15 protein-coding genes are annotated in these 20,502 nt (G+C 67.8%); 10 read left to right on the plus strand and 5 right to left on the minus strand.

Annotated features, from left to right (window positions below; genetic code table 11):
- Positions 1-115 precede the first annotated feature (115 nt).
- Positions 116-535: a glycine zipper 2TM domain-containing protein gene (locus J0A91_RS05585; protein ID WP_069204078.1), complete on the plus strand. Its 420-nt coding sequence runs from the start codon at positions 116-118 to the stop codon at positions 533-535.
- 344 nt (positions 536-879) lie between these two features.
- Here J0A91_RS05585 and phbB read toward each other — a convergent pair whose 3' ends face one another.
- Genes phbB through J0A91_RS05600 form a run of 3 tightly spaced genes read right to left on the minus strand, consistent with a single transcriptional unit; the run spans position 880 to position 4,879 of the window.
- Positions 880-1,602 carry an acetoacetyl-CoA reductase gene (gene phbB / locus J0A91_RS05590; protein WP_069204079.1) on the minus strand — a complete coding sequence of 241 codons (723 nt, stop codon included), beginning with the start codon at positions 1,600-1,602 and terminating at the stop codon, positions 880-882.
- Between the two features lie 32 nt (positions 1,603-1,634).
- Positions 1,635-2,639 (minus strand): ferrochelatase, encoded by a 1,005-nt coding sequence (gene hemH, locus J0A91_RS05595; RefSeq protein WP_069204080.1) that lies wholly within the window; start codon positions 2,637-2,639, stop codon positions 1,635-1,637.
- The gene (locus tag J0A91_RS05600) at positions 2,639-4,879 is read right to left on the minus strand and encodes a xanthine dehydrogenase family protein molybdopterin-binding subunit (RefSeq protein WP_069204081.1); all 2,241 of its coding nucleotides are present in this window, start codon (positions 4,877-4,879) and stop codon (positions 2,639-2,641) included. The genes hemH and J0A91_RS05600 overlap by 1 nt, the downstream gene beginning before the upstream one ends.
- Positions 4,880-5,230: 351 nt before the next feature.
- Here J0A91_RS05600 and lgt point away from each other — a divergent pair, with 351 nt between their 5' ends.
- From lgt to J0A91_RS05630, 6 genes are all read left to right on the plus strand, one after another.
- Positions 5,231-6,121 carry a prolipoprotein diacylglyceryl transferase gene (gene lgt / locus J0A91_RS05605; RefSeq protein WP_069204082.1) on the plus strand — a complete coding sequence of 297 codons (891 nt, stop codon included), beginning with the start codon at positions 5,231-5,233 and terminating at the stop codon, positions 6,119-6,121.
- A gap of 80 nt (positions 6,122-6,201) precedes the next feature.
- On the plus strand, positions 6,202-7,170 hold the full coding sequence (locus J0A91_RS05610; RefSeq protein WP_083224521.1) for a class I SAM-dependent methyltransferase: 969 nt from the start codon (positions 6,202-6,204) through the stop codon (positions 7,168-7,170).
- Positions 7,167-7,676, plus strand: a complete 510-nt coding sequence (locus tag J0A91_RS05615) for a GNAT family N-acetyltransferase (protein ID WP_069207073.1) — start codon at positions 7,167-7,169, stop codon at positions 7,674-7,676. Before J0A91_RS05610 ends, J0A91_RS05615 begins: the two co-directional genes overlap by 4 nt.
- Complete coding sequence (gene pgeF / locus J0A91_RS05620) at positions 7,673-8,434, plus strand: peptidoglycan editing factor PgeF (RefSeq protein WP_069204083.1); 762 nt, start codon at positions 7,673-7,675, stop codon at positions 8,432-8,434. The genes J0A91_RS05615 and pgeF overlap by 4 nt, the downstream gene beginning before the upstream one ends.
- A gap of 103 nt (positions 8,435-8,537) precedes the next feature.
- Positions 8,538-9,860 carry a cystathionine gamma-synthase family protein gene (locus J0A91_RS05625; RefSeq protein WP_069204084.1) on the plus strand — a complete coding sequence of 441 codons (1,323 nt, stop codon included), beginning with the start codon at positions 8,538-8,540 and terminating at the stop codon, positions 9,858-9,860.
- Between the two features lie 137 nt (positions 9,861-9,997).
- On the plus strand, positions 9,998-12,304 hold the full coding sequence (locus J0A91_RS05630; RefSeq protein ID WP_069204085.1) for a GH92 family glycosyl hydrolase: 2,307 nt from the start codon (positions 9,998-10,000) through the stop codon (positions 12,302-12,304).
- A gap of 54 nt (positions 12,305-12,358) precedes the next feature.
- Here the strand turns inward: J0A91_RS05630 and J0A91_RS05635 are convergent, their stop codons facing one another.
- Together J0A91_RS05635 and J0A91_RS05640 are read right to left on the minus strand one after the other, a co-directional pair.
- On the minus strand, positions 12,359-13,462 hold the full coding sequence (locus tag J0A91_RS05635; RefSeq protein ID WP_069204086.1) for an ISAs1 family transposase: 1,104 nt from the start codon (positions 13,460-13,462) through the stop codon (positions 12,359-12,361).
- Positions 13,463-13,598: 136 nt separating this feature from the next.
- Positions 13,599-14,492 carry a LysR family transcriptional regulator gene (locus J0A91_RS05640; RefSeq protein WP_069204087.1) on the minus strand — a complete coding sequence of 298 codons (894 nt, stop codon included), beginning with the start codon at positions 14,490-14,492 and terminating at the stop codon, positions 13,599-13,601.
- A gap of 159 nt (positions 14,493-14,651) precedes the next feature.
- Here J0A91_RS05640 and J0A91_RS05645 point away from each other — a divergent pair, with 159 nt between their 5' ends.
- Genes J0A91_RS05645 through J0A91_RS05655 form a run of 3 tightly spaced genes read left to right on the plus strand, consistent with a single transcriptional unit; the run spans position 14,652 to position 20,401 of the window.
- The gene (locus J0A91_RS05645; RefSeq protein ID WP_069204088.1) at positions 14,652-17,858 is read left to right on the plus strand and encodes an efflux RND transporter permease subunit; all 3,207 of its coding nucleotides are present in this window, start codon (positions 14,652-14,654) and stop codon (positions 17,856-17,858) included.
- The gene (locus tag J0A91_RS05650) at positions 17,851-19,005 is read left to right on the plus strand and encodes an efflux RND transporter periplasmic adaptor subunit (protein WP_069204089.1); all 1,155 of its coding nucleotides are present in this window, start codon (positions 17,851-17,853) and stop codon (positions 19,003-19,005) included. Before J0A91_RS05645 ends, J0A91_RS05650 begins: the two co-directional genes overlap by 8 nt.
- Entirely contained in the window at positions 18,986-20,401 is a 1,416-nt protein-coding gene (locus tag J0A91_RS05655) for an efflux transporter outer membrane subunit (protein ID WP_069204090.1), read from the plus strand. The genes J0A91_RS05650 and J0A91_RS05655 overlap by 20 nt, the downstream gene beginning before the upstream one ends.
- Positions 20,402-20,502 lie beyond the last annotated feature (101 nt).

Genomic DNA, 20,502 nt, shown 5'->3' on the forward strand with positions numbered 1-20,502 from the left:
ACAATGGATAACGGACGCGTTCAGTCTTCGCTCAAAGCGACTCGATCATACCGGCATCATCGAAGGACGCGGCACCCCGCCGATATTTCGAACCGGATTTTTCGGGAGAAGGACGATGATGAAAACACTTTCGCTCGCCGCTGCCGCGTTCGCCCTGACCGCCGGCGGCATCGCCGCCACGCCGGCCTCGGCGCAATATTACGGCGGTGGCCGTTACAACAACGCGTATAACGATGCCTATCGCGACGGGTACAATCGCGGGCCTTCGTATTACGAGGATCGCGGCGGCTATTACGAAGGCCGTGGGTATAATGACGGCCGCAGCTATGATCGCGGTTACGACCGCCGCCGTTATCGCTCGAACCAGTGCAGCAGCGCGACCGGTACGATCCTCGGCGCGATCGCCGGCGGGTTGCTCGGCAACGGCATCGCCGGTCGCGGTGACCGTGGCCTTGGCACCGTTTTCGGCGCGGGCGCGGGCGCGCTGGCGGGCCGCGCGATCGATCAGTCGGACAATCCGCGGTATTGCCGCTGACGGGCGGGCGTATGCCCGATCCGACCGACGGCGACGGCTTTGCCGTCGCTACGCTCCCGGAACGAAATTCGGTTTCATGCTTTTAACAAGCTTCTCCCGTGTGGCGTACCGGGATGGAGCGGGGGGCCAGTGCGGCGACGCATTGGCTCCCTAGCCACTCACCAGTTTACCCCCGTGTTGCGTTTGGGGTCGAAGGGGCCGGTCGCGTGTTTTGGCGACGGCCCCTTCCTGTATCGCTTCATTTCGGGCGTGCCGACGGCGAAGCCGTCGGCCGGGTCGGCTGAAGCCGACCCGCCGGCCGTGCCGGTCGCGGGCGGGTCGGGCATCGCCCGGCCCTGCGCCCGTCAGTACATGTGTTGCCCGCCGTTGATGCTCAGCGTGGAGCCGGTGACGAAGCCGCCGTCCTCCGAACACAGGAACGCGACGCCGCGCGCGATCTCGTGCGCCTGCCCAAGCCGGCCGACCGGGATCTTGGCGACGATCTTTTCCAAAACATCCGCCGGCACCGCTGCGACCATGTCGGTGTCGATATAGCCCGGTGCGATCGCGTTGACGGTCACGCCGGCGCGGGCGCCTTCCTGCGACAAGGCCTTGGTGAAGCCGTGAATGCCCGATTTGGCGGCGGCGTAATTGACCTGGCCGTATTGGCCGGCCTGCCCGTTGATCGAGCCGATGTTGACGATCCGCCCCCATTTGCGATCGCGCATGCCAGGGAACACCGCCTTGGCCATGTTGAAACACCCGCCGAGATTGGTGTCCATCACCTCTTTCCACATCTCATAGGTCATCTTGAGAATGGTGCCGTCGCGGGTGATGCCGGCGTTGTTGACGAGGATATCGACCGGGCCGAGGTCTTCCGCCACCTTGGCGCAGCCGGCGAGGCAGGCCTCGTGATCGGCGACGTCCCATTTGTACGCGGCGATGCCGGTGCGCTCGGTGAATTCGCGCGCGCGTTCGTCGTTGCCCGCATAGGTCGCGGCGACGGTTGCGCCGGCTTCCTTGAGCGCGAGGCTGATCGCCTCGCCGATCCCGCGCGTTCCACCCGTGACAATTGCTACGCGTGCCATGCTTCTCTCCCTACGATTGGCCGGTGATGACGCTAGGCGGCGGTGAGCCAGCCTTCAAGTTCTTGTCTGAGTATTTGCCGCAAAAGCTGCACCCCGATGGTGCTATCGTTGAGGCACGGAAGATAGGCGAAATCCGTGCCGCCCGCCGCCAAAAAGGTATCGCGTCCGCGAATCGAAAGCTCTTCCAGCGTTTCGAGACAATCCGCCGAGAAGCCGGGGGCGACGATCGCGACCTGTTTGATGCCTTGCCCCGGCAAAGCGGCCAGCGTCGTGTCGGTGGCGGGCTCGAGCCATTTGGCCGGGCCGAAGCGCGACTGGAAGGTGATGGTGAGCGGCCGTCCGAGCGCCTCGGCGAGCAGCCGCGCGGTCTTCTGGCAATGGCAGTGATAGGGGTCGCCGAGTTCGAGCGTGCGCTTGGGCATGCCGTGGAAGCTGGCGAGGATCGTCTGCGGCGTGAAATCGAGCGTCGCCAGCGAGGCCTCGACCGACTCTTTCAGCGCGGCGATATAGCGCGGATCGTCATGATAGGGCGGCAGCGTGCGCAGCGCGGGTTGCCAGCGCATCGCCGCCAGCGTGGCGAAGGCGCTGTCGTTGGCGGTCGCGGTCGTCGCGGCGCAATATTGCGGGTAGAGCGGCGCGATCAGGATTCGCTCGCACCCCGCCGCCTTCATCGCGGCGAGCCGTTCGGGGATCGCCGGGTTGCCGTAGCGCATCGCCCAATCGACCGTGACGCCGTCGCCGAACGCACCCTGCAGCGCGCGCGACTGCGCCGCCGTGATCGCGGCGAGCGGCGAGCCGTCCTCGCGCCACACCTGGCTATAGGCATGTGCCGACTTCTTGGGGCGGGTGTTGAGGATGATGCCGCGCAAAATCGGCTGCCACAGCAGCGGCGAGATTTCGACGACGCGGCGATCCGACAGGAATTCGCCGAGGTAGCGCTTCACCGCGCGCGGCGAGGCGGCGTCGGGCGTGCCGAGGTTGACGAGCAGGACGCCGATACGCGGCGGCGCGACGGGGGGATGGTTGGCGGGTAGCATCAGGGGGTTCCTACAGTCAGTGGCAGCGCGCGCAGCCGGGAGCCGGTCGACGCCTGCAAGGCATTGGCGATGGCCGGAGCGACCGCGGGCACGGCGAGTTCGCTCACCCCGCCCGGATCGGCCTCGCTCGGGATCAGTTCGACGGTGATGTCGGGCGTATCGGCGAGGCGCGGCAGGCCGAGATCGCGCAAGCCTCGCGCATCGGCGCGATTCTCGCTGAACCCGGTCGCTGCGCCGGTCGCGGCCGCCATGCCGAAGATCAGCCCGCCCTCGATCTGCTGGCGGACGAGATCGGGGTTGATGTGCCGCCCGCAATCGACCGCCGCGACAATGCGATCGACCGTGACGGATCGGTCGTCGTCGATATGCGCCTCGGCCAGTACGGCGATATGACTGCCGCGAAAGCTGTGGCAGGCGATGCCTTGCCCGCTGCCCGGCACGCCGCCCTCCCAGCCGCCGAGCGACGCGGCGGTCGACAGGCACCGCGCCAACCGCGCGTCGCCCCCCAACATCGCGATGCGGAACGACAGCGCCTCGGTGCGGGCGACATGGGCGAGTTCGTCGATGAAACATTCGGTGAAGAACGCGGTGTAGCTGTGCGCGCCCGAACGCCAATGGCCGGTCGGCACGCCGATGTCGGCGGGGTGATGGTCGATCGCATAGGCCGGGATGCGGTAGAACGGGCGCGCGCCCGCCACCGCATAGCGGTCGCCCGTGCCGGGCAGCGCGAGCATCGCGCGTGCGGCGGGATCGGTGGCGAGCAGCCGCTCGGCGAGTTCGCGGCCGGTGGCGGGCGCGGCGATCCTGGCCTGCCAGCCGAGGATCTGGCCGTTGGCGCCGAGCCGTGCCGCCATCCGCGCGCGCGCGGGCGGGCGGTAGCGGTCGTGTTGCAAATCCTCGCGGCGCGACCAGGTGAGTTGCACCGGGCGCTTGAGCGCGCGCGCGAGCACCGCCGCCTGCTGCGCGGCGCGGTGATCGAGATTGGCTCCGAACGAGCCACCGACCAGCATCGGGTAAACCGTCACCGCGCTTTCTGCGATGCCGAGCGCAGCGGCGGCGGCGGCGCGGGCGAGGCCGGGCGCCTGCGTCGGCAGCCACAGTTCGAGCGCGCCGTTCTCGAATCGCGCGGTCGCGGTCATCGTCTCGATCGCGGCGTGGACGGCGAGGCCGGCGCGATACTCGGCGGTGACGAGGCGCGCGCCCTTGAAGACGGGAGCGAGATCGCCCTGTGACCAGATGCGCGTGCCGTCGCCCTTCAGCGCGGTATCGAGTGCGGCATCGATGCTGTCGCTGTTGATCGGACTGCCGCGAATCGTGAAGCTCGGCGCGAGCGCATCGAGCGCGCGGTTCGCCGCCCACCAGTTGCTCGCCACCGCCGCGACCCAGCCATCGTTGGTGACGACCGAGAGCATGCCGCGCACCTTGGCGGCGGCAGCGCGATCGACCGAGAGCAATTTGGCGTCGCCTACGGGTGCCTGACGGATCGCCGCGAACACCATGTCGGGCAGGCGGATGTCACCCGCGAAATTGGCCGACCCATCGACCTTGGCGGGCGCATCGAGCCGGGGCAGCGACTGGCCGGCCAGCCGGTTGGCGGCCTCGGCGCGCAGCGGCAGCGGATCGGGCGGCGTGCCGCCGGCGGCGCTCGCGGCAAGCTCGCCGAAGCGAAGCCGCTGCTTGCCGTGCGTGACGAAGCCGGCTTCGGTGGCGCAGGCCTGCCAGTCGACGCTCCAGCGTTTCGCCGCCGCCTTGCACAACAGCACGCGCGCGGCGGCGCCGGCCGCGCGCAGCGGCGCTTCGAACGCGCGCACCGAGGTCGATCCGGCGGTGAGCATTAGGGCGCTGCGGCGGGCATGGCCGTCGCGTAAGGGGGACGGCAGCGCATCGAAAGCGCCCTCGAACAACGTGTCGGCGGCGAGCGGGTTGGCGTAGAGCGGGTTGAGCGGGGCTGGCTGCACCGCGATCGTGCGCCAGTCCGCGCCGAGTTCGTCGGCGAGGATCTGCGGGAGCGCGGTGTAGACGCCCTGGCCATGTTCGGCCTGCGGCACCGCAACGGTGACGGTGCCGTCCTCGCCGATCTTGAGCCACGCGTTGAACAGCGTCTCGTCCTTGGCGGTCGGCAGGTTGGGCGCATAGCTGCGCGGCCAGACCGCCCAGGCGACGACCAGCCCGACACCCGCGCCGCCGCCGATCAACAGGGCGCGGCGGCTTATCGTGCTTCCCTCTCCGCGCGCTGCCATCGTTCCGCTCTACCCCGCGTGCCGCGCCACCACCATAGCCTTCGCGTCGGGATCGAACGCGCGGGGCCTCCACAAAGACCCGTTCGGTTCGAGCAGCTTCGAGCCCTTCGGCAGCCTGCCAAGGCAGGCGCTCAGGACAGACTGCGAGAAGCGGTCGTCGAGAACCGTGGCCTGGGGCGCCTTCTCGACTACGGGTCTCGGCTGCGCTCGACCCTCCGCTCGAAACGAACGGAATGGGTGGATGGGTGGGTGCGTGCGGGGCGGGTTGGATCGGGCGGGGGGCAGGGCGGCGCTTCCGCACTTGGCCGTGGCCGCACCGCCGACTATGGAAGCGCACGAACGTTCGAGGACATGCGCTTGACCCTGATTGCCGCCGCCGCCGCGCTTGCGACGCCACTCCAGACGCATTTGCGTTTCGAGCAACTGCACCTCAACCCGGTCGCGCTCAGCCTCGGCTTCTTCGACATCAAATGGTATTCGATCGCCTATATCACCGGCATCCTGATCGGCTGGTGGTATCTGCTCAAGCTGATCGCGCAGCCGGGGTCGCCGATGGCGCGGCGCCATGCCGACGATCTGGTGTTCTACGCGACGCTCGGCATCATCCTCGGCGGGCGGCTCGGCTATGCTTTGTTCTACGCACCCGAGATGTTCCTGCATCCGCTCAACATCCTGCGGCTGTGGGACGGCGGCATGTCGTTCCACGGCGGCATGATCGGCACCTCGCTCGGCATCATCCTGTTCGCGCGGGGCCACAAGCTCGATTGGCTGCGCGTGCATGATTATCTGGCGTGCTGCGTGCCGTTCGGGCTGTTCTTCGGGCGGATCGCCAATTTCGTGAACGGCGAACTGTGGGGCAAGCCGAGCGACGTGCCGTGGGCGATCATCTTCTCGCGCGGCGGCGGCGAGATTCCGCGCCACCCGAGCCAGTTGTATGAGGCCGGGCTGGAGGGGATCGCGCTGTTCGCGGTGCTGTGGTTTGTCTTCTGGCGGACCAAGGCGCGCTACGAGCCGGGCAAGCTCGTCGGTATCTTCCTGATCGGCTACGGCCTTGCGCGCTTCACGGTCGAGTTCTTCCGCGAGCCCGATTCGCAGTTCGCCGGCACCTTCTTCGCGACCACCATCCACATGGGGCAGGTGTTGACGCTGCCGATGATCCTCGTCGGCGCGTATCTGGTCGCCACCGCCAAGGGCCGCCGCACCCGCGTCGAGCCGATCGCGGGCGGGGAGAGCGTGGCCTGAGCGCCGGGGACGAGGCGAGCCTCGCCGACCGGCTCGCGCGCGCGATCACGCTCGCCGGGCCGATCCCGATCGCGCAGTTCATGGCCGCCGCCAACGCGCATTATTATGCGACTCGCGATCCGCTGGGGGCAGGCGGCGATTTCACCACCGCGCCCGAGATCAGCCAGATGTTCGGCGAGCTGATCGGGCTGTGGGCGGCCGATCTGTGGGATCGTGCCGGGCGTCCGCAGGTGGCGTGGGGCGAATGCGGCCCCGGACGCGGCACGCTCAGCGCCGATGCGCTGCGCGCCGCCGCCAAGGCCGGGTTCGCGCCGCCGGTGCATTTCGTCGAGACCAGCCCGGTGCTGCGCGCTGAGCAGGCCAGGCGCGTGCCCGCCGCGACCTGGCATGACGACGTGACGACGCTGCCCGAGGACGTGCCGCTGATCGTCGTCGCCAACGAATTCTTCGATGCGCTGCCGATCCGCCAGCTCGTGCGTGCGCGGGACGGCTGGGCGGAGCGGTTCGTCGCCTGTCAGGATACGTTGTTCGTGCCGGTCGCGGGCAAGCCGGTGCCGGCCGAGATCATCCCCGAGGCGTTGCGCGATGCCGCGCCGGGGTCGATCATCGAGACCTCGCCCGCCAGCGTCGCGATCTTCCGTGCGCTCGCGCGGCGGATCGGCAGCCAGGGCGGGGCGATGCTGACGATCGACTATGGCTATGAAGGCCCCGCGATCGGCGACACCTTGCAGGCGGTGCGCGGCCATGCCTACGCCAATCCGTTCGAACGTCCGGGAGAGAATGATCTGACCGCCCACGTCGATTTCGCCACGCTCGCCGCCGCCGCGGTGAAGGAAGGCGCGCGGCCGTCGCCGGTGGTCGGGCAGGGCGCGTTCCTGCGGGCGCTCGGCATCGGCTCGCGCGCCGCCGCGCTCGCCAAAGCCGCGCCCGGGCGCGCCGACGGCATCGCCGCCGATCGCGACCGGCTGACCGAAGACATGGGGACGTTGTTCAAGGTGCTCGCCGTCACCGCGCCCGCATGGCCGGCACCGGCGGGGTTCGCGGCGTGATCACCTACCGCGATGCCCGCGCGGCCGATGCGCTGCCGCTGTCGGCGATGGCGCGGCGGTCGTTCGTCGAGACGTTCGGGACGCTCTACAGCGCGTCCGACCTCGCCACCTTCCTCGACGATGCGTTCGGCGCGAACGGCCTCGCCGCGCAGCTTTCCGATCCCGATTTCACCGTGCGGCTGGCAATCGATCAGGGCGAGATCATCGGCTTCGCCAAGATGGGTCCGGTGACGTTCCCCGGCGAATGGCGGCCCGACGCGATCGAACTCTATCAATTCTACGTGCTCGGCCCCTGGCAGGGGCACGGCGTCGCGCAGGAGATGATGGACTGGGCGATCCGCCACGCGCGCGAGCATGGCGCGCGCGAGATCATCCTCAGCGTCTATGTCGACAACCACCGTGCGCGGCGGTTCTACCAGCGCTATGGCTTCGAGGAGATCGGCGCCTATGCGTTTCAGGTCGGCGAGACGATCGATGATGATCGACTGATGCGGTTGGTGATATGACAGTGGACGTGACTTGCGCCCGCGCGCTCGACGGTGTCGCGCACGGCTTTCTCGGGCGGCGCGGCGGCGTGTCGCAAGGCATTCACGCGGGGCTGAACGTGGGCATCGGCTCCGACGACGATCCCGCCGCGATCGCCGAGAACCGCCGGCTCGCGACCGAGGCGGTGCTGCCGGGCGCGACGTTGGTCACGCTCTTTCAGGTCCATTCGGCCGATGCGGTGACGGTGCTCGCGCCGTTCGAGCAGGACGGTCGCCCGCGCGCCGACGCGCTCGTCACCGATCGGCCCGGTCTCGCGCTCGGCATCCTCACCGCCGATTGCGCACCGGTGCTGCTTGCGGATGTGCAGGCCGGCGTGGTCGGTGCGGCGCATGCCGGGTGGAAGGGCGCGCTCGGCGGCGTCACCACCTCGGCGATCCTCGCGATGGAGTCGCTGGGCGCACGGCGCGACCGGATCGTCGCCGCGATCGGGCCGTGCATCGCGCGCGCCAGCTATGAGGTCGACGATGCGTTCGCGCGCACGTTCGACGCCGCCGATCCGGCCAACGAGCGATTCTTCTCGGGCGGACGCGCGGGGCACCACCAGTTCGACCTCGAAGCCTATGTCGCGCACCGGCTCGCCGAGGACGGGGTGGGGCGGATCGAGATGCTCGGACTCGACACCTATGGGCAAGAAGACCGCTTCTTCAGCTTCCGCCGCGCGACGCATCGCGGCGAACCCGGTTACGGGCGGCAGGTTTCGATCATCGGGTTGAGCTGACCCGTCGCCCCGGCCGAGGCGACGGATCGGTTGCTGCCTTTTTCGTTCGAGATCGTTACATCTGCAACAAGGCCCGCTTGAGCCGGGTGCGCAGGAGAAGACCATGACCGACGAAACCGAAGCCGATCTCACCGGCGGCGTGCCGCAACGCCGCGCCAAGCCAGCGCTCGAAGCGATCGGCACGCGCAAGCTTTCGCCCGCGACCCGGATGATGGGGCACGGCTATGATCCGATGCTGTCGGAGGGATCGCTCAAGCCGCCGATCTTTCTCACCTCGACCTTCGTCTTCCCCAACGCCGCCGCCGGCAAGCGCCATTTCGAGGGCGTCACCGGGAAGCGGCCGGGCGGCGCCGACGGCCTCGTCTATTCGCGCTTCAACGGGCCGAATCAGGAGATCCTCGAAGACCGGCTCGGCGTGTGGGAAGAGGCCGAGGATGCGCTCGCTTTTTCCAGCGGCATGTCGGCGATCGCCACCCTGTTCCTCGCGATGGTCCAGCCGGGCGACACGATCGTCCATTCCGGCCCGCTCTACGCCGCGACCGAGACGCTGATCGCGCGAATCCTCGGCAAGTTCGGGGTGAAGTGGCTCGATTTTCCGGCAGGGGCGACTCGCGCCGAGATCGACGCGGTGATGGAGCAGGCCAAGGGGCAGGGCCGCGTCGCTTTGATCTATCTCGAAAGCCCCGCCAACCCGACCAACGCGCTGGTCGATATCGAGGCGGTGGCGGCGAGCCGCGACGCGATCTTCGGCGATGCCGAGGAGAAGCCGCCGATCGCGATCGACAACACCTTCCTCGGGCCATTATGGCAGCAGCCGCTGCGGCACGGCGCCGATCTCGTCGTCTACAGCCTGACCAAATATGCCGGCGGCCACAGCGATCTGGTCGCGGGCGGCGTGCTGGGGACGAAGGCACACATCAACACGATCCGATCGATGCGCAATACGATCGGCACGATTTGCGACCCGCATACCGCGTGGATGCTGCTGCGCAGCCTCGAAACGCTCGAACTGCGGATGAGCCGCGCGGGCGAAAATGCCGCCAAGGTTTGCGCGTTCCTCGACGGGCATCCCAAGGTCGAGCGGGTCGGCTATCTCGGTTTCCTGGAGAAGCAGGACGATGCGCGGCAGGCCGATATCTACCGCCGGCATTGCATCGGCGCGGGCAGCACCTTCTCGCTGTTCCTGCAGGGCGGCGAGGTGGAGAGCTTCGCGTTCCTTGACGCGCTCAAGATCGCCAAGCTGGCGGTCAGCCTTGGCGGCACCGAGACGCTGGCGAGCCATCCGGCGGGGATGACGCATCTGTCGGTGCCCGATGCGCGCAAGGCGGCGCTGGGGATCACCGACAATCTGGTGCGGATCTCGATCGGCGTGGAGGATGCGGGCGATCTGATCGCCGATTTCGAGCAGGCGCTGGCGGCGATTTGATCCGCCAGCCTAAATTCCGTTCGTGCTGAGCAAAGTCGAAGCACGTGTTCCGGGCGGGAGCGCTTGGGGCACGTGCTTCGACAAGCTCAGCACGAACGGAGATTGTGGGGCGGCGGCATCGCTGCTCTACTCCCCCGATGCGCTATCCCCTCCTGCTCGCCGCCCTCCTCCCCGCGTCACTCGCCGCGCAAACCCCGGCGCCGATCGACGCGGTTGATCCGATGATCGGCACCGGCGGCGAGGGACATACCTTCCCCGGCGCGACCGCGCCGTTCGGGATGGTGCAATTGTCGCCCGATACCGACACGCGCTGCGAGATCCGCGCCTGCTACAGCCATGCGGCGGGCTATCGCTACGAAGACCCGACCATACAGGGGTTCAGCCACACGCATTTCTCGGGCGCTGGGCATAGCGATCTCGGCGATGTGCTGGTGATGCCGGCGGTCGGCACCGACGTGGCGCTCGATCCGGGCGATCCCAAGCAGCCTGGCACCGGCTATCGCTCGCGCTTCGACCACAAGACCGAGACCGCGCATCCCGGCTATTATGCGGTGACGCTCGCCGACAGCAAGGTGCGCGCCGAGCTGACCGCCGGCACGCGGATCGGCGTACATCGCTACACCTTCCCGGCGGGGCAGGTGGCGCACCTGCTGATCGACCTGCGCTCGTCGCTCTACAACTATCCCGGCAAGGTGTTGTGGTCGGGGCTGCACCTGCGGCCAGACGGCGTGCTGACCGGCTTTCGCGAAACCCGCGGCTGGGCGCCGGGCCGGAAGCTGTATTTCGCGATGCGCTTCTCCGCACCGCTCGCCGATCACGCCTTCCTCGATCGCGAGGAGAAGGTTCTCTACAAGGGCTTTCAGGGGCCGGGGCGCGGCAGCGATGCGCTGGCCGAGAAGCTCGGGCGGGCGCTTGAGGCGCGGCTCGATTTCGGCGTGCTGAGCGCGCCGCTCGAGGTGAAGGTCGCGCTGTCCGGGGTGGACGAGAACGCCGCCGTCGCCAATCTCGCCAGCGAAGCCGGCGGTTTCGATGCGGTGCGGGCGCGCACCACCGCCGCCTGGGAGACAGCGCTCGGCGCGGTGGCGATCGATGCACCGGCGCCGATCCGCACCAGCGTCTACACCGCGCTGTACCACGCACTGCTCGCGCCGAGCGTGTGGAGCGATGCCGACGGGCGCTATCGCGGGCCGGACGATCAGGTCCATCAGGCCAAGGGCTTCACCTTCCGCTCGACCTTCTCCTTGTGGGATACGTTCCGCGCCGAACATCCGCTGCTGACCCTGGTTCAGCCCGAGCAGACCAATGCCGATGTCGTGCAGTCGCTGGTGGCGAGCCAGCAGGCCAGCCCCGACGGTATCCTGCCGGTGTGGCAGTTCGCCGGCCGCGAGACGTGGTGCATGATCGGCTATCATGCCGTGCCGGTGATCGCCGACGCCTATCTGAAGGGCTTGCGCGGGTTCGATGCCGATGCGGCGTTGGCGGCGATGGTCGCGAGTGCCGATCACCGTTCCTACGGGGGTTTGGGCGACTATATCGATCACGGCTATGTGCCGATCGACAAGGAGCCGGAGGCGGCGTCCAAGACGGTCGAATATGCGTTCGACGACTGGACCATCGCGCGGATGGCGCGGGCGATGGGCAAGACCGCGATCGCCGACCGGTTCGAGAAGCGCGCGAGCAATTGGCGCAACAGCTTCGACGCGAAGACCGGGTGGCTGCGCGCGCGGCTCTCGACCGGCGCTTTCCGCACCCCGTTCGATCCGACCGCGATCAATTACGGTTCGGATTATACCGAGGGCAATGCGTGGCAATATAGCTGGTTCGTGCCGCAGGACGAGGCCGGGCTGATCGCGCTGCTGGGTGGCGACGCGAAGACGGTCGCCAAGCTAGACGCGATGTTCGATTTCGACATGTCGAAGGTCGATTACAGCCATGCCGAGGATATCGCCGGGCTGATCGGCCAGTATATCCACGGCAACGAGCCGAGCCACCACGTCGCCTATCTTTACGCTTACGCGGGCGCGCCGTGGCGGACTCAGGCGCGATTGAAGCAGATCGTCGACAGCCAGTACAAGCCGACGCCGGACGGTCTCGCCGGCAATGACGATCTCGGCCAGATGTCGGCGTGGCTGGTGTTCACCGCGCTCGGCTTCTACCCCGTCGCGCCGGGATCGAACCAATATGTCATCGGGCGGCCATTCGTGTCGCGCGCGGTGATGAACCTGCCCAATGGCAAGCGGTTCACGGTGGTCGCGGAGGGTCTGTCCGATGCGAAGCCCTATGTCGGCGCGGTGACGCTGAACGGGGTGCCGCTCACGCGCAGTTTTGTGACCGATGCGGAGGTTCGTGGCGGCGGGGAGTTGCGCTTCACGATGACGGCTGCGCCGAACCGGGCGTGGGGCAGTGGCACGGCGGCGCGGCCGTATTCGATGTCGATGCGGTGAGGCGCCTGCGGTTCGAATAGAAGCGGAACCTAACTCCCCTCCCTGGAAGCAGGGCTATCGCATTTGGCAGAGGAGGGTTGCGAGGTAGTGGTCATCCCATCCGGCGCGTTTGATTTTGGCGCGGATGGAAAGCTTTCTTGGATCGTGCTGGAGAAGGTTGAGGGCGAGCCTTCGCAGGAGGGCGAGGTTTTCGGCGCAGTGATCGGATCGGGTGTGGATGCGATCTTCGCCGAAGGCGACATCGAGCAGCCAGTGCTGCTGATTCTCGATCGTCCAGTGTGCCCTGATCACCCGAAGCGCCTCGCGCGGCGGCAGGAAGCGGGAGAGGATGGCATAGCGGGTGTCGGTTTGCTCCTCGCCTTTGACGCGGCGCAGACTGTCGATCCGCACGATGGCGCCCAGACCCTCGAAGCCATATCGATCGGCCCAGTCGGCGGGCGCGGGGACGACCCATGCCCGCCGCTCTTCGTATCTGCCATGCGCGGTCTCGCTGGTGCTGGCAGCCTGTGCGGCGTCGGGATCGGCGAGCAGATCCCGGATCGCGGCGGGCAGCGGTCCGCGATTGCCTTTGATGATCAGAGCATAGTCGCCACCGCGCGCCCGTATCGCCGAGACCGTCCGGCGGCTGGCATGCAGCGCATCGGCGGTAACCGTACAGCCGGTCAGGTCGAGCAGGGCGATGATCTCGCGGGCCGCGGTGACTTCGCTGCGATTATGCGCGCGGCACTGGCTCAGCACCAGCCGATGATCGGCCGCCCAGGCGCTCACCAGATGCAAAGGCATGGTGCGGCGCGCGCTATCGACGGCCCCCCGCAACGACTTGCCGTCGATGGCAATGATTGGCCCGGCGATCCCCTGGCGCTCCAGCGTTGCGGCAAAAGCACTGACGAAGCGCTGAAACGCCTGCTCGAACGACGGCGGATCGAGCGTGCGAAAGACCCGGCTGAACGTGTCGTGGCTCGGCGTTCCATGATCCAGCTTCAGGAACTGGCCAAGACAGTCCCGCTTCGCCTCGCCGAACTCGGCGATATCGACGCAGGTCTCGGCCCCACACAGCAGCGCGGCGAACGCGATCAGCAAGATATCCGGCAAAGCATGGCTGCTGTTCGAACGTCGTGGGTCCGGCACGACATCGAACACCTCACGGAACCCGCGCATACCAATCTCCCCGGCAACCCAGGAGAGACTACAGAATCCAATCTATCAAACTTGGATAGCCCTCTCATCGCCAAATGCGATTCCCCTGCCCTTCCAGGGAGAGGAGAAGGTCGCGCGCGGGGCGAACCCGCGGCGGCTATCCGTGCCTCGTCGGCGAATCGAGCAGCGCAAGGAAGTTGCGGCACGGTAGCGTCGGGTCGCGGTGGCGGACCAGCCAGAGCATGATCGTCGCGCTATCGTCGGTGATCGGGCGGTAGGTGAGCATCGGCGACTGGAGGGTGCACAGCGATTCGACCATCACCATCACGCCGATCCCCGCCGCCGCCAGCCCGAACAGGCTGGTCACGTCGGTGACGATTTGGGCGATGTGCGGTTCGACGCCGCCTTCGCGGAGCAGATCGAGCAGGTGGCTGGTGAAGGTGCTGCGTTCGTTGGCATAGAATACCATCGGCTCGTCGGCGAGGTCGGCGATCCGCACGCTGGTTTGCTGCGCGAGCCGGTGGCCGGGCGGGCAGGCGACGTAGAGCCGTTCGCTGAGGAACGGTTCGGCGATCAGCGTATCGGGCAGATCGGGGATCGCGCGCCCGCGCCGAAACCCGATGTCGAGCAGATGATCGGCGATCTGTTCGAGATGGTCCGACCCGGCGATCTCGCGCAACACCAGCGATATCTGCGGGTAGTGATTGCGGAAATCGGCGATGGCGTGGGCGATCTCGGGCACGAACGGCGCCGAGGCGCTGAAGCCGATCGCGAGCTCGCCGAGTTCGCCGCGCGCGGCCCGGCGCGCGACCGAGATGGCGTTGTCGGCCTCGCGGAGCGTCGCGCGCGCGGCATCGAGGAACAGCCGCCCCGCCGGTGTGAGCGCGACGCGCCGGCTGGTGCGTTCGAGCAGGCGAACCTGCAACTCGTCCTCGAGTGCGCGGATCTGCTGGCTGAGCGGCGGCTGCGAGATGCCGAGATGCGCGGCGGCGCGCGCGAAGTGGAGATCCTCGGCGACCTGAACGAAATAGCGGAGATGACGCAGCTCCATGATTGATAGGGCTACCATATCAATCATGCCGCAAACAATATTGGACAGCGATGTTTGCGAAGCGCAGTTCGCTGCATCGCACAATTTTGGGCGTCGACACTCCAACATGACACGCGCTCGGGTCGCTCCGCCGCACCAGTCCAGCATCGGGAACCTGCGATGATCGGTATCGTCCGAATGGCGCTGACGCGGCCGCTGACCTTCATCGTGATGGCGATCCTGATCGCGATCATCGGCGTGCTGGCCGCGATCCGCACGCCGGTCGATATCTTCCCCGACATCCGCGTGCCGGTGATCGCGACCGCGTGGCAATATAGCGGCCTGCCGCCCGACCAGATGAGCGGGCGGATCATCACCCCGTTCGAGCGCGTGCTGACCACCACCGTCAACGATATCGACCATATCGAGAGCCAGTCGCTGCCAGGCATCGGCGTGGTGAAGATCTATTTCCAGCCCGGCGCCGACATCCGCACCGCGACGGCGCAGGTGACGAGCGTATCGCAGACCGTGCTCAAGCAATTGCCGCCGGGCGTGACGCCGCCGCTGATCCTCAACTACAACGCCTCGACCGTGCCGATCCTCCAGCTTGCGCTATCGGGCAAGGGCCTCAGCGAAGGGCGGATGTTCGATCTCGCGCAGAACCAGGTCCGTCCCGGTCTGGTGACGGTGCCGGGCGCCGCCGTGCCTTACCCCTCGGGCGGGCGGACGCGGCAGATCCAGATCGATCTCGATCCCGCCGCGCTGCAATCCAAGGGGCTGTCCGGGCAGGACGTCGGCAACGCGATCGCCGCGCAGAACCAGATCAACCCGGCCGGCTTCGCCAAGATCGGCGGCTTCCAGTACAGCGTCCAGCTCAACAACGCGCCGAGCACGATCGAGGAACTGAACGCGCTGCCGATCAAGGTGGTCAACGGCGCGACGATCACCATGCGCGACGTGGCGCATGTCCGCGACGGCTCGGCGCCGCAGACCAACGTCGTCCATGTCGACGGCTCGCGCTCGGTGCTCATCACCATCCTCAAGAATGGCGCGACCTCGACGCTGGCGATCGTGCAGGGCATCAAGGACGCGCTGCCCAAAATCCAGGCGACGCTGCCGCCCGAGCTGAAAGTGGTGCCGCTCGCCGACCAGTCGCTGTTCGTGAAGGCGGCGGTGGAAGGCGTCGTCAAGGAAGGCGCGATCGCCGCCGCGCTCACCTCGGTGATGATCCTGCTGTTCCTGGGGAGCTGGCGTTCGACCGTGATCATCGCGATCTCGATTCCGCTGTCGATCCTCGCCGCGATCATCGCTTTGTCGGTGACGGGCAATACGCTCAACACGATGACGCTGGGTGGTCTCAGCCTCGCGGTCGGCATTCTCGTCGACGATGCGACGGTGACGATCGAGAACATCAACTGGCATCTCGAACAGGGCAAGTCGGTGATCCAGTCGATCCTCGACGGCGCGGCGCAGATCGTGACGCCGGCGTTCGTCTCGCTGCTGTGCATCTGCATCGTGTTCGTGCCGATGTTCTTCCTGCCGGGCGTATCGGGCTTCCTGTTCGTGCCGCTCGCGCTGGCGGTGGTGTTCGCGATGATCGCGTCGTTCATCCTGTCGCGCACGCTGGTGCCGACGATGGCGATGTACCTGCTCAAACCCCATGCCGGGCATGACGACGAATCGCTTCACGAGGCCGGCAGCCCGACGTCGCGCAACCCGCTGGTGCGGTTCCAGCGCGGGTTCGAGCGCCAATTCGAGAAGGTGCGCAACGGTTATATCGGGCTGCTTGAGCGTGCCTTGGGCGCGCGGAAGGTGTTCGTGATCGGCTTCCTCGTCTGCGTGTGCCTGTCGTTCCTGCTCACGCCGTTCCTCGGCGAGAATTTCTTCCCGTCGGTCGATGCCGGGCAGATGGCGCTTCACGTCCGCGCGCCGGTCGGCTCGCGGATCGAGGATACCTCGGCCGAGTTCGATCGAATCCAGCGCAAGATCCGCGAGATCATCCCGGCGCACGAGTTGGTCTCGATCGTCGACAACATCGGGCTGCCGGTCAGCTCGATCAACACGACCTACAACAATTCGGGCACGATCGGCCCGCAGGACGGCGACATCCTGATCCAGCTCAGCGAGGGCCACAAGCCGACCGCCGAGTACGTGCGCAAGCTGCGCGAGGAACTGCCCAAGGCGTTCACCGGCACGACCTTCTCGTTCCTGCCCGCCGACATCACCAGCCAGATCCTCAACTTCGGCGCGCCCGCCCCGATCGACATCCAGATCGCCGGCAAGAACGACGCCGACAACCAGAAGCTCGCCAAGGCGATCCTGCGGCGGATCGGCACGATCCCCGGCGTGGCCGATGCGCGTATCCAGCAATCGGCGCGTTATCCGCAGCTCAACGTCGATATCGATCGTGCCCGCGCCGGCCAGTACGGCCTCAACGAACGCGACGTGACCAACAGCCTCGGCAGCGCGCTCGCCGGCACCTCGCAGACCGCGCCGGTGTTCTTCCTCGATCCCAAGAGCGGGGTGTCCTACCCGGTCGTGGCGCAGACGCCCGAATATCGGATCGGCTCGCTGAGCGACCTCGCCAACGTGCCCGTCACCGCCACCAACGGCGGCTCGGCGCAGATCATCGGCGGGATCGGCAATATCACCCGCGCCAATGCGGCCGCGGTCGTCTCGCACTACAACATCGCGCCGGTGACCGACGTCTACGCCACCACCAACGGCCGCGATCTCGGCGCGGTAGCGGGCGACATCAATACGGTCATCGCCAGCCTGAAAGGCCAGACGCCCAAGGGCGTGACGGTGACGCTGCGCGGGCAATATGCGACGATGCGGACCGCCTTCTCCGGGCTTGGCTTCGGCCTGCTCGCGGCGATCGTGCTGATCTATCTGCTGATCGTGGTCAACTTCCAGAGCTGGCTCGATCCGTTCGTCATCATCACAGCGCTGCCGGGCGCGCTCGCCGGGATCATCTGGATGCTGTTCATCACCGGCACGACTCTGTCGGTGCCGGCGCTGACCGGCGCGATCATGTGCATGGGCGTCGCCACCGCGAACGCGATCCTGGTGGTCAGCTTCGCGCGCGAGCGGCTCGAGGTGCTCGGCGACGCCACCGCCGCCGCGCTGGAGGCCGGGCAGGTGCGCTTCCGCCCGGTGCTGATGACCGCGCTCGCGATGATCATCGGCATGTTGCCGATGGCGATGGGCTTCGGCGAGGGCGGCGAGCAGAACGCGCCGCTCGGACGTGCGGTGATCGGCGGGCTGACCGTCGCGACCTTCGCGACGTTGATGTTCGTGCCGGTGATCTTCAGCCTGGTGCATCGCCGCCACCCAAAAACCGCACCCGGCGCGACGCCGGGCCATCTGGAGCTTGCAAATGCCTGAGGGCGATGGCCGCAACTTGAAACGGATCGGCATCATCGGCGTGGTCGCCGCGGTGGCGATCGTCGGCGCCGGCATCGCGGCGCGCTCGCATTCGGAGACGCAGCTCGCGACCTGGACGAGCACGCAGGCCGTGCCGACCGTCACCGTGATCCACGCCGCCGCGAGCAAGGGCACCGGCGCGTTGGTGCTGCCGGGGCAGCTCGCCGCGCTGCAATCCGCGCCGATCTATGCGCGCACCAGCGGCTATATCCGCAAATGGTATGTCGATATCGGTGACAGCGTGCGGCAGGGGCAGGTGCTCGCCGTGCTCGACGCGCCCGAGGTCGATCAGCAGCTCGCGGCGGCGCAGGCCGATTACCAGACCGCGCGCGCCAACCAGCAGCTCGCCGCCAGCACCGCGACGCGCTGGAAGACGATGCTCGCCAAGGATGCGGTATCGAAGCAGGAGACCGACGAGAAGGTCGGCGATCTCGCCGCCAAGACCGCGCTCTCCAACGCGGCGAGCGCGAACGTCAACCGGCTGCGTTACACGCAAGGCTTCACCCGGCTGATCGCGCCGTTCTCGGGTGTGGTCACGACGCGATCGACCAACGTCGGTAGCCTGGTGACGGCGGGGAGCGCCGCCTCGACGCCGCTGTTCACCGTCTCCGACATCAGCCGAATCCGCATCTATGTGAAGGTGCCGCAAGCCTATTCTTCGCAGGTCCATCCCGGCATGGACGTGAAGCTTACCTTGCCCGAATATCCGGGCCGGACGTTCACCGCGCAGATGACGCGCTCGGCCGATGCGGTCGATACCAGTTCGGGCACGGTGCTGGTCGAGTTGCAGGCCGCCAATGGCGACCGCGCGCTCAAGCCCGGCGCTTATGCGCAGGCGAGCTTCCCGGTCGCGGGCGGCGGCAGCGCGGTCGAACTGCCGGCGAGCGCGATGATCATCGGTCAGGCCGGGACTCAGGTGGCGATCGTCGGCAATGATGGCCGCGCCTTGCTCAAGACGGTGACGATCGCGCACGATCTCGGCGACCGCGTGCAGATCAGCGCCGGGCTGTCCGCCAACGATCGCGTGATCGACAGCCCACCCGATTCGCTCCAGTCCGGCGACAGGGTGCAGATCGCGAAGCGGCAGGATGCGGCCGGTGGCAAGTAAGGCCGGCTGGCTGCTGACCGCGAGCGTCGCGCTGCTCGGCGGTTGCTCGCTCGCGCCGGATTACCAGCGCCCGGCGATGGCGGCACCGGCGGCGTTCAAGGAGAGCGCGCCGTGGCAGGCTGCTGCCGCCACCCCGCCACCTGCGGGCAAATGGTGGGAAACATTCGGCGATCCCGCGCTCGATTCGCTCGAAGCGCAAATCGACGCGGGCAATTTCGATCTCGCCGCCGCCTCGGCCCGCTATGAGCAGGCGCGATCGCTGGTGCGGCAGGCGCGCGCCGATCTGTTTCCCCAGATCGGCGTCGATGCGAGCGTCGATCGCAATCGGCTTTCGGCCAATCGGCCGATCGGGCGTGGGCTTGCCTCGACCCAGACCGACAAGATCGTCGGCGGCTCGCTCGCTTATGAACTCGATCTGTTCGGGCGCGTGCGCAACACCATCGCCGCCGGCCGTGCCAACGCGCATGCCGCCGCGTTCGATGTCGAAGGGATTCGGCTCGGGCTGCAGAGCCAGCTTGCCGCGACCTATTTCGATCTGCGCGGGCTCGACGCGCGCATCCTGCTGTTGCGCCAGACGGTCGACTCGTTCCAGCGCGCGTTCGACCTCACCAACACGCGCCATTCGGGCGGGATCGCCTCGGGCATCGACGTCAGCCGCGCGCAGGCGCAGGTGTCGAGCGCGCGGGCGGAACTGTCCTCGGTCGAGATCGATCGCGCCAAGGACGAACATGCCATCGCCGTGCTGGTCGGTGAGGCGCCCGCGACTTTCTCGATTCCGGTCGCCGATCCGCAGACCCGCCCGCCCGCGATCCAGCCCGGCCTGCCCTCCACCCTGCTCGAACGCCGCCCCGACATCGCCGCCGCCGAGCGTCGTGTCGCCGCCGCGAACGCGCAGATCGGCGTGGCGCGCGCGGCGTTCTTCCCCAATGTGACGCTTGGGGGCCAGGGCGGGTTCGAATCGGTCGGCGGCGACTGGCTCGGCGCGGCGAGCAGCTTCTGGGCGCTCGGGCCGCTCCAGGCGGCGCTGACCGTGTTCGACGGCGGCCGGCGCGCGGCGCAGGTGCGGCAGGCGCGTGCGCAGTTCGACGAGGCGGCGGCGACCTATCGCCAGACCGTGCTCGACGCGTTCCGCGAGGTTGAGGACGATCTTGCCACGCAGCGGCTGCTCGTCGCGGGCGAAGTGGATCAGGCCGCCGCCGCCAAGGCCGCGGAACGCACGCGTGACCTCGCGCTGATCCGCTATCGTGATGGCGCGGCGGATTATCTTGAGGTCGTCACCGCGCAGACCGCCGCGCTCGACGCCGAGCGTGCGCTGCTCCAGGTGCGGACGCGGCAGTTGCAGGCGGCGGGCGATACGTTCCGGGCGCTGGGCGGGGATTTCCGCGCGGGGAAGTAGCGGCCGGCGTCACGTCCGTCACCCCAGCGCAAGCTGGGGTCTCCCAGTTGGATGTGTGAGGCTCGCCCCGAGGAGACCCCAGCTTGCGCTGGGGTGACGAT

The organism is Sphingomonas panacis (assembly GCF_001717955.1).
Taxonomy (GTDB): domain Bacteria; phylum Pseudomonadota; class Alphaproteobacteria; order Sphingomonadales; family Sphingomonadaceae; genus Sphingomonas; species Sphingomonas panacis.

Bases quoted from the DNA above. Each gene is read 5' to 3' on its own strand.
- J0A91_RS05585 (WP_069204078.1), top strand. From the start codon at position 116: ATGATGAAAACACTTTCGCTCGCCGCTGCCGCGTTCGCCCTGACCGCC.
- phbB (WP_069204079.1), bottom strand. From the start codon at position 1,602: ATGGCACGCGTAGCAATTGTCACGGGTGGAACGCGCGGGATCGGCGAG.
- hemH (WP_069204080.1), bottom strand. From the start codon at position 2,639: ATGCTACCCGCCAACCATCCCCCCGTCGCGCCGCCGCGTATCGGCGTC.
- J0A91_RS05600 (WP_069204081.1), bottom strand. From the start codon at position 4,879: ATGGCAGCGCGCGGAGAGGGAAGCACGATAAGCCGCCGCGCCCTGTTG.
- lgt (WP_069204082.1), top strand. From the start codon at position 5,231: ATGCGCTTGACCCTGATTGCCGCCGCCGCCGCGCTTGCGACGCCACTC.
- J0A91_RS05610 (WP_083224521.1), top strand. From the start codon at position 6,202: ATGGCCGCCGCCAACGCGCATTATTATGCGACTCGCGATCCGCTGGGG.
- pgeF (WP_069204083.1), top strand. From the start codon at position 7,673: ATGACAGTGGACGTGACTTGCGCCCGCGCGCTCGACGGTGTCGCGCAC.
- J0A91_RS05625 (WP_069204084.1), top strand. From the start codon at position 8,538: ATGACCGACGAAACCGAAGCCGATCTCACCGGCGGCGTGCCGCAACGC.
- J0A91_RS05630 (WP_069204085.1), top strand. From the start codon at position 9,998: ATGCGCTATCCCCTCCTGCTCGCCGCCCTCCTCCCCGCGTCACTCGCC.
- J0A91_RS05635 (WP_069204086.1), bottom strand. From the start codon at position 13,462: ATGCGCGGGTTCCGTGAGGTGTTCGATGTCGTGCCGGACCCACGACGT.
- J0A91_RS05640 (WP_069204087.1), bottom strand. From the start codon at position 14,492: ATGGAGCTGCGTCATCTCCGCTATTTCGTTCAGGTCGCCGAGGATCTC.
- J0A91_RS05645 (WP_069204088.1), top strand. From the start codon at position 14,652: ATGATCGGTATCGTCCGAATGGCGCTGACGCGGCCGCTGACCTTCATC.
- J0A91_RS05650 (WP_069204089.1), top strand. From the start codon at position 17,851: ATGCCTGAGGGCGATGGCCGCAACTTGAAACGGATCGGCATCATCGGC.
- J0A91_RS05655 (WP_069204090.1), top strand. From the start codon at position 18,986: ATGCGGCCGGTGGCAAGTAAGGCCGGCTGGCTGCTGACCGCGAGCGTC.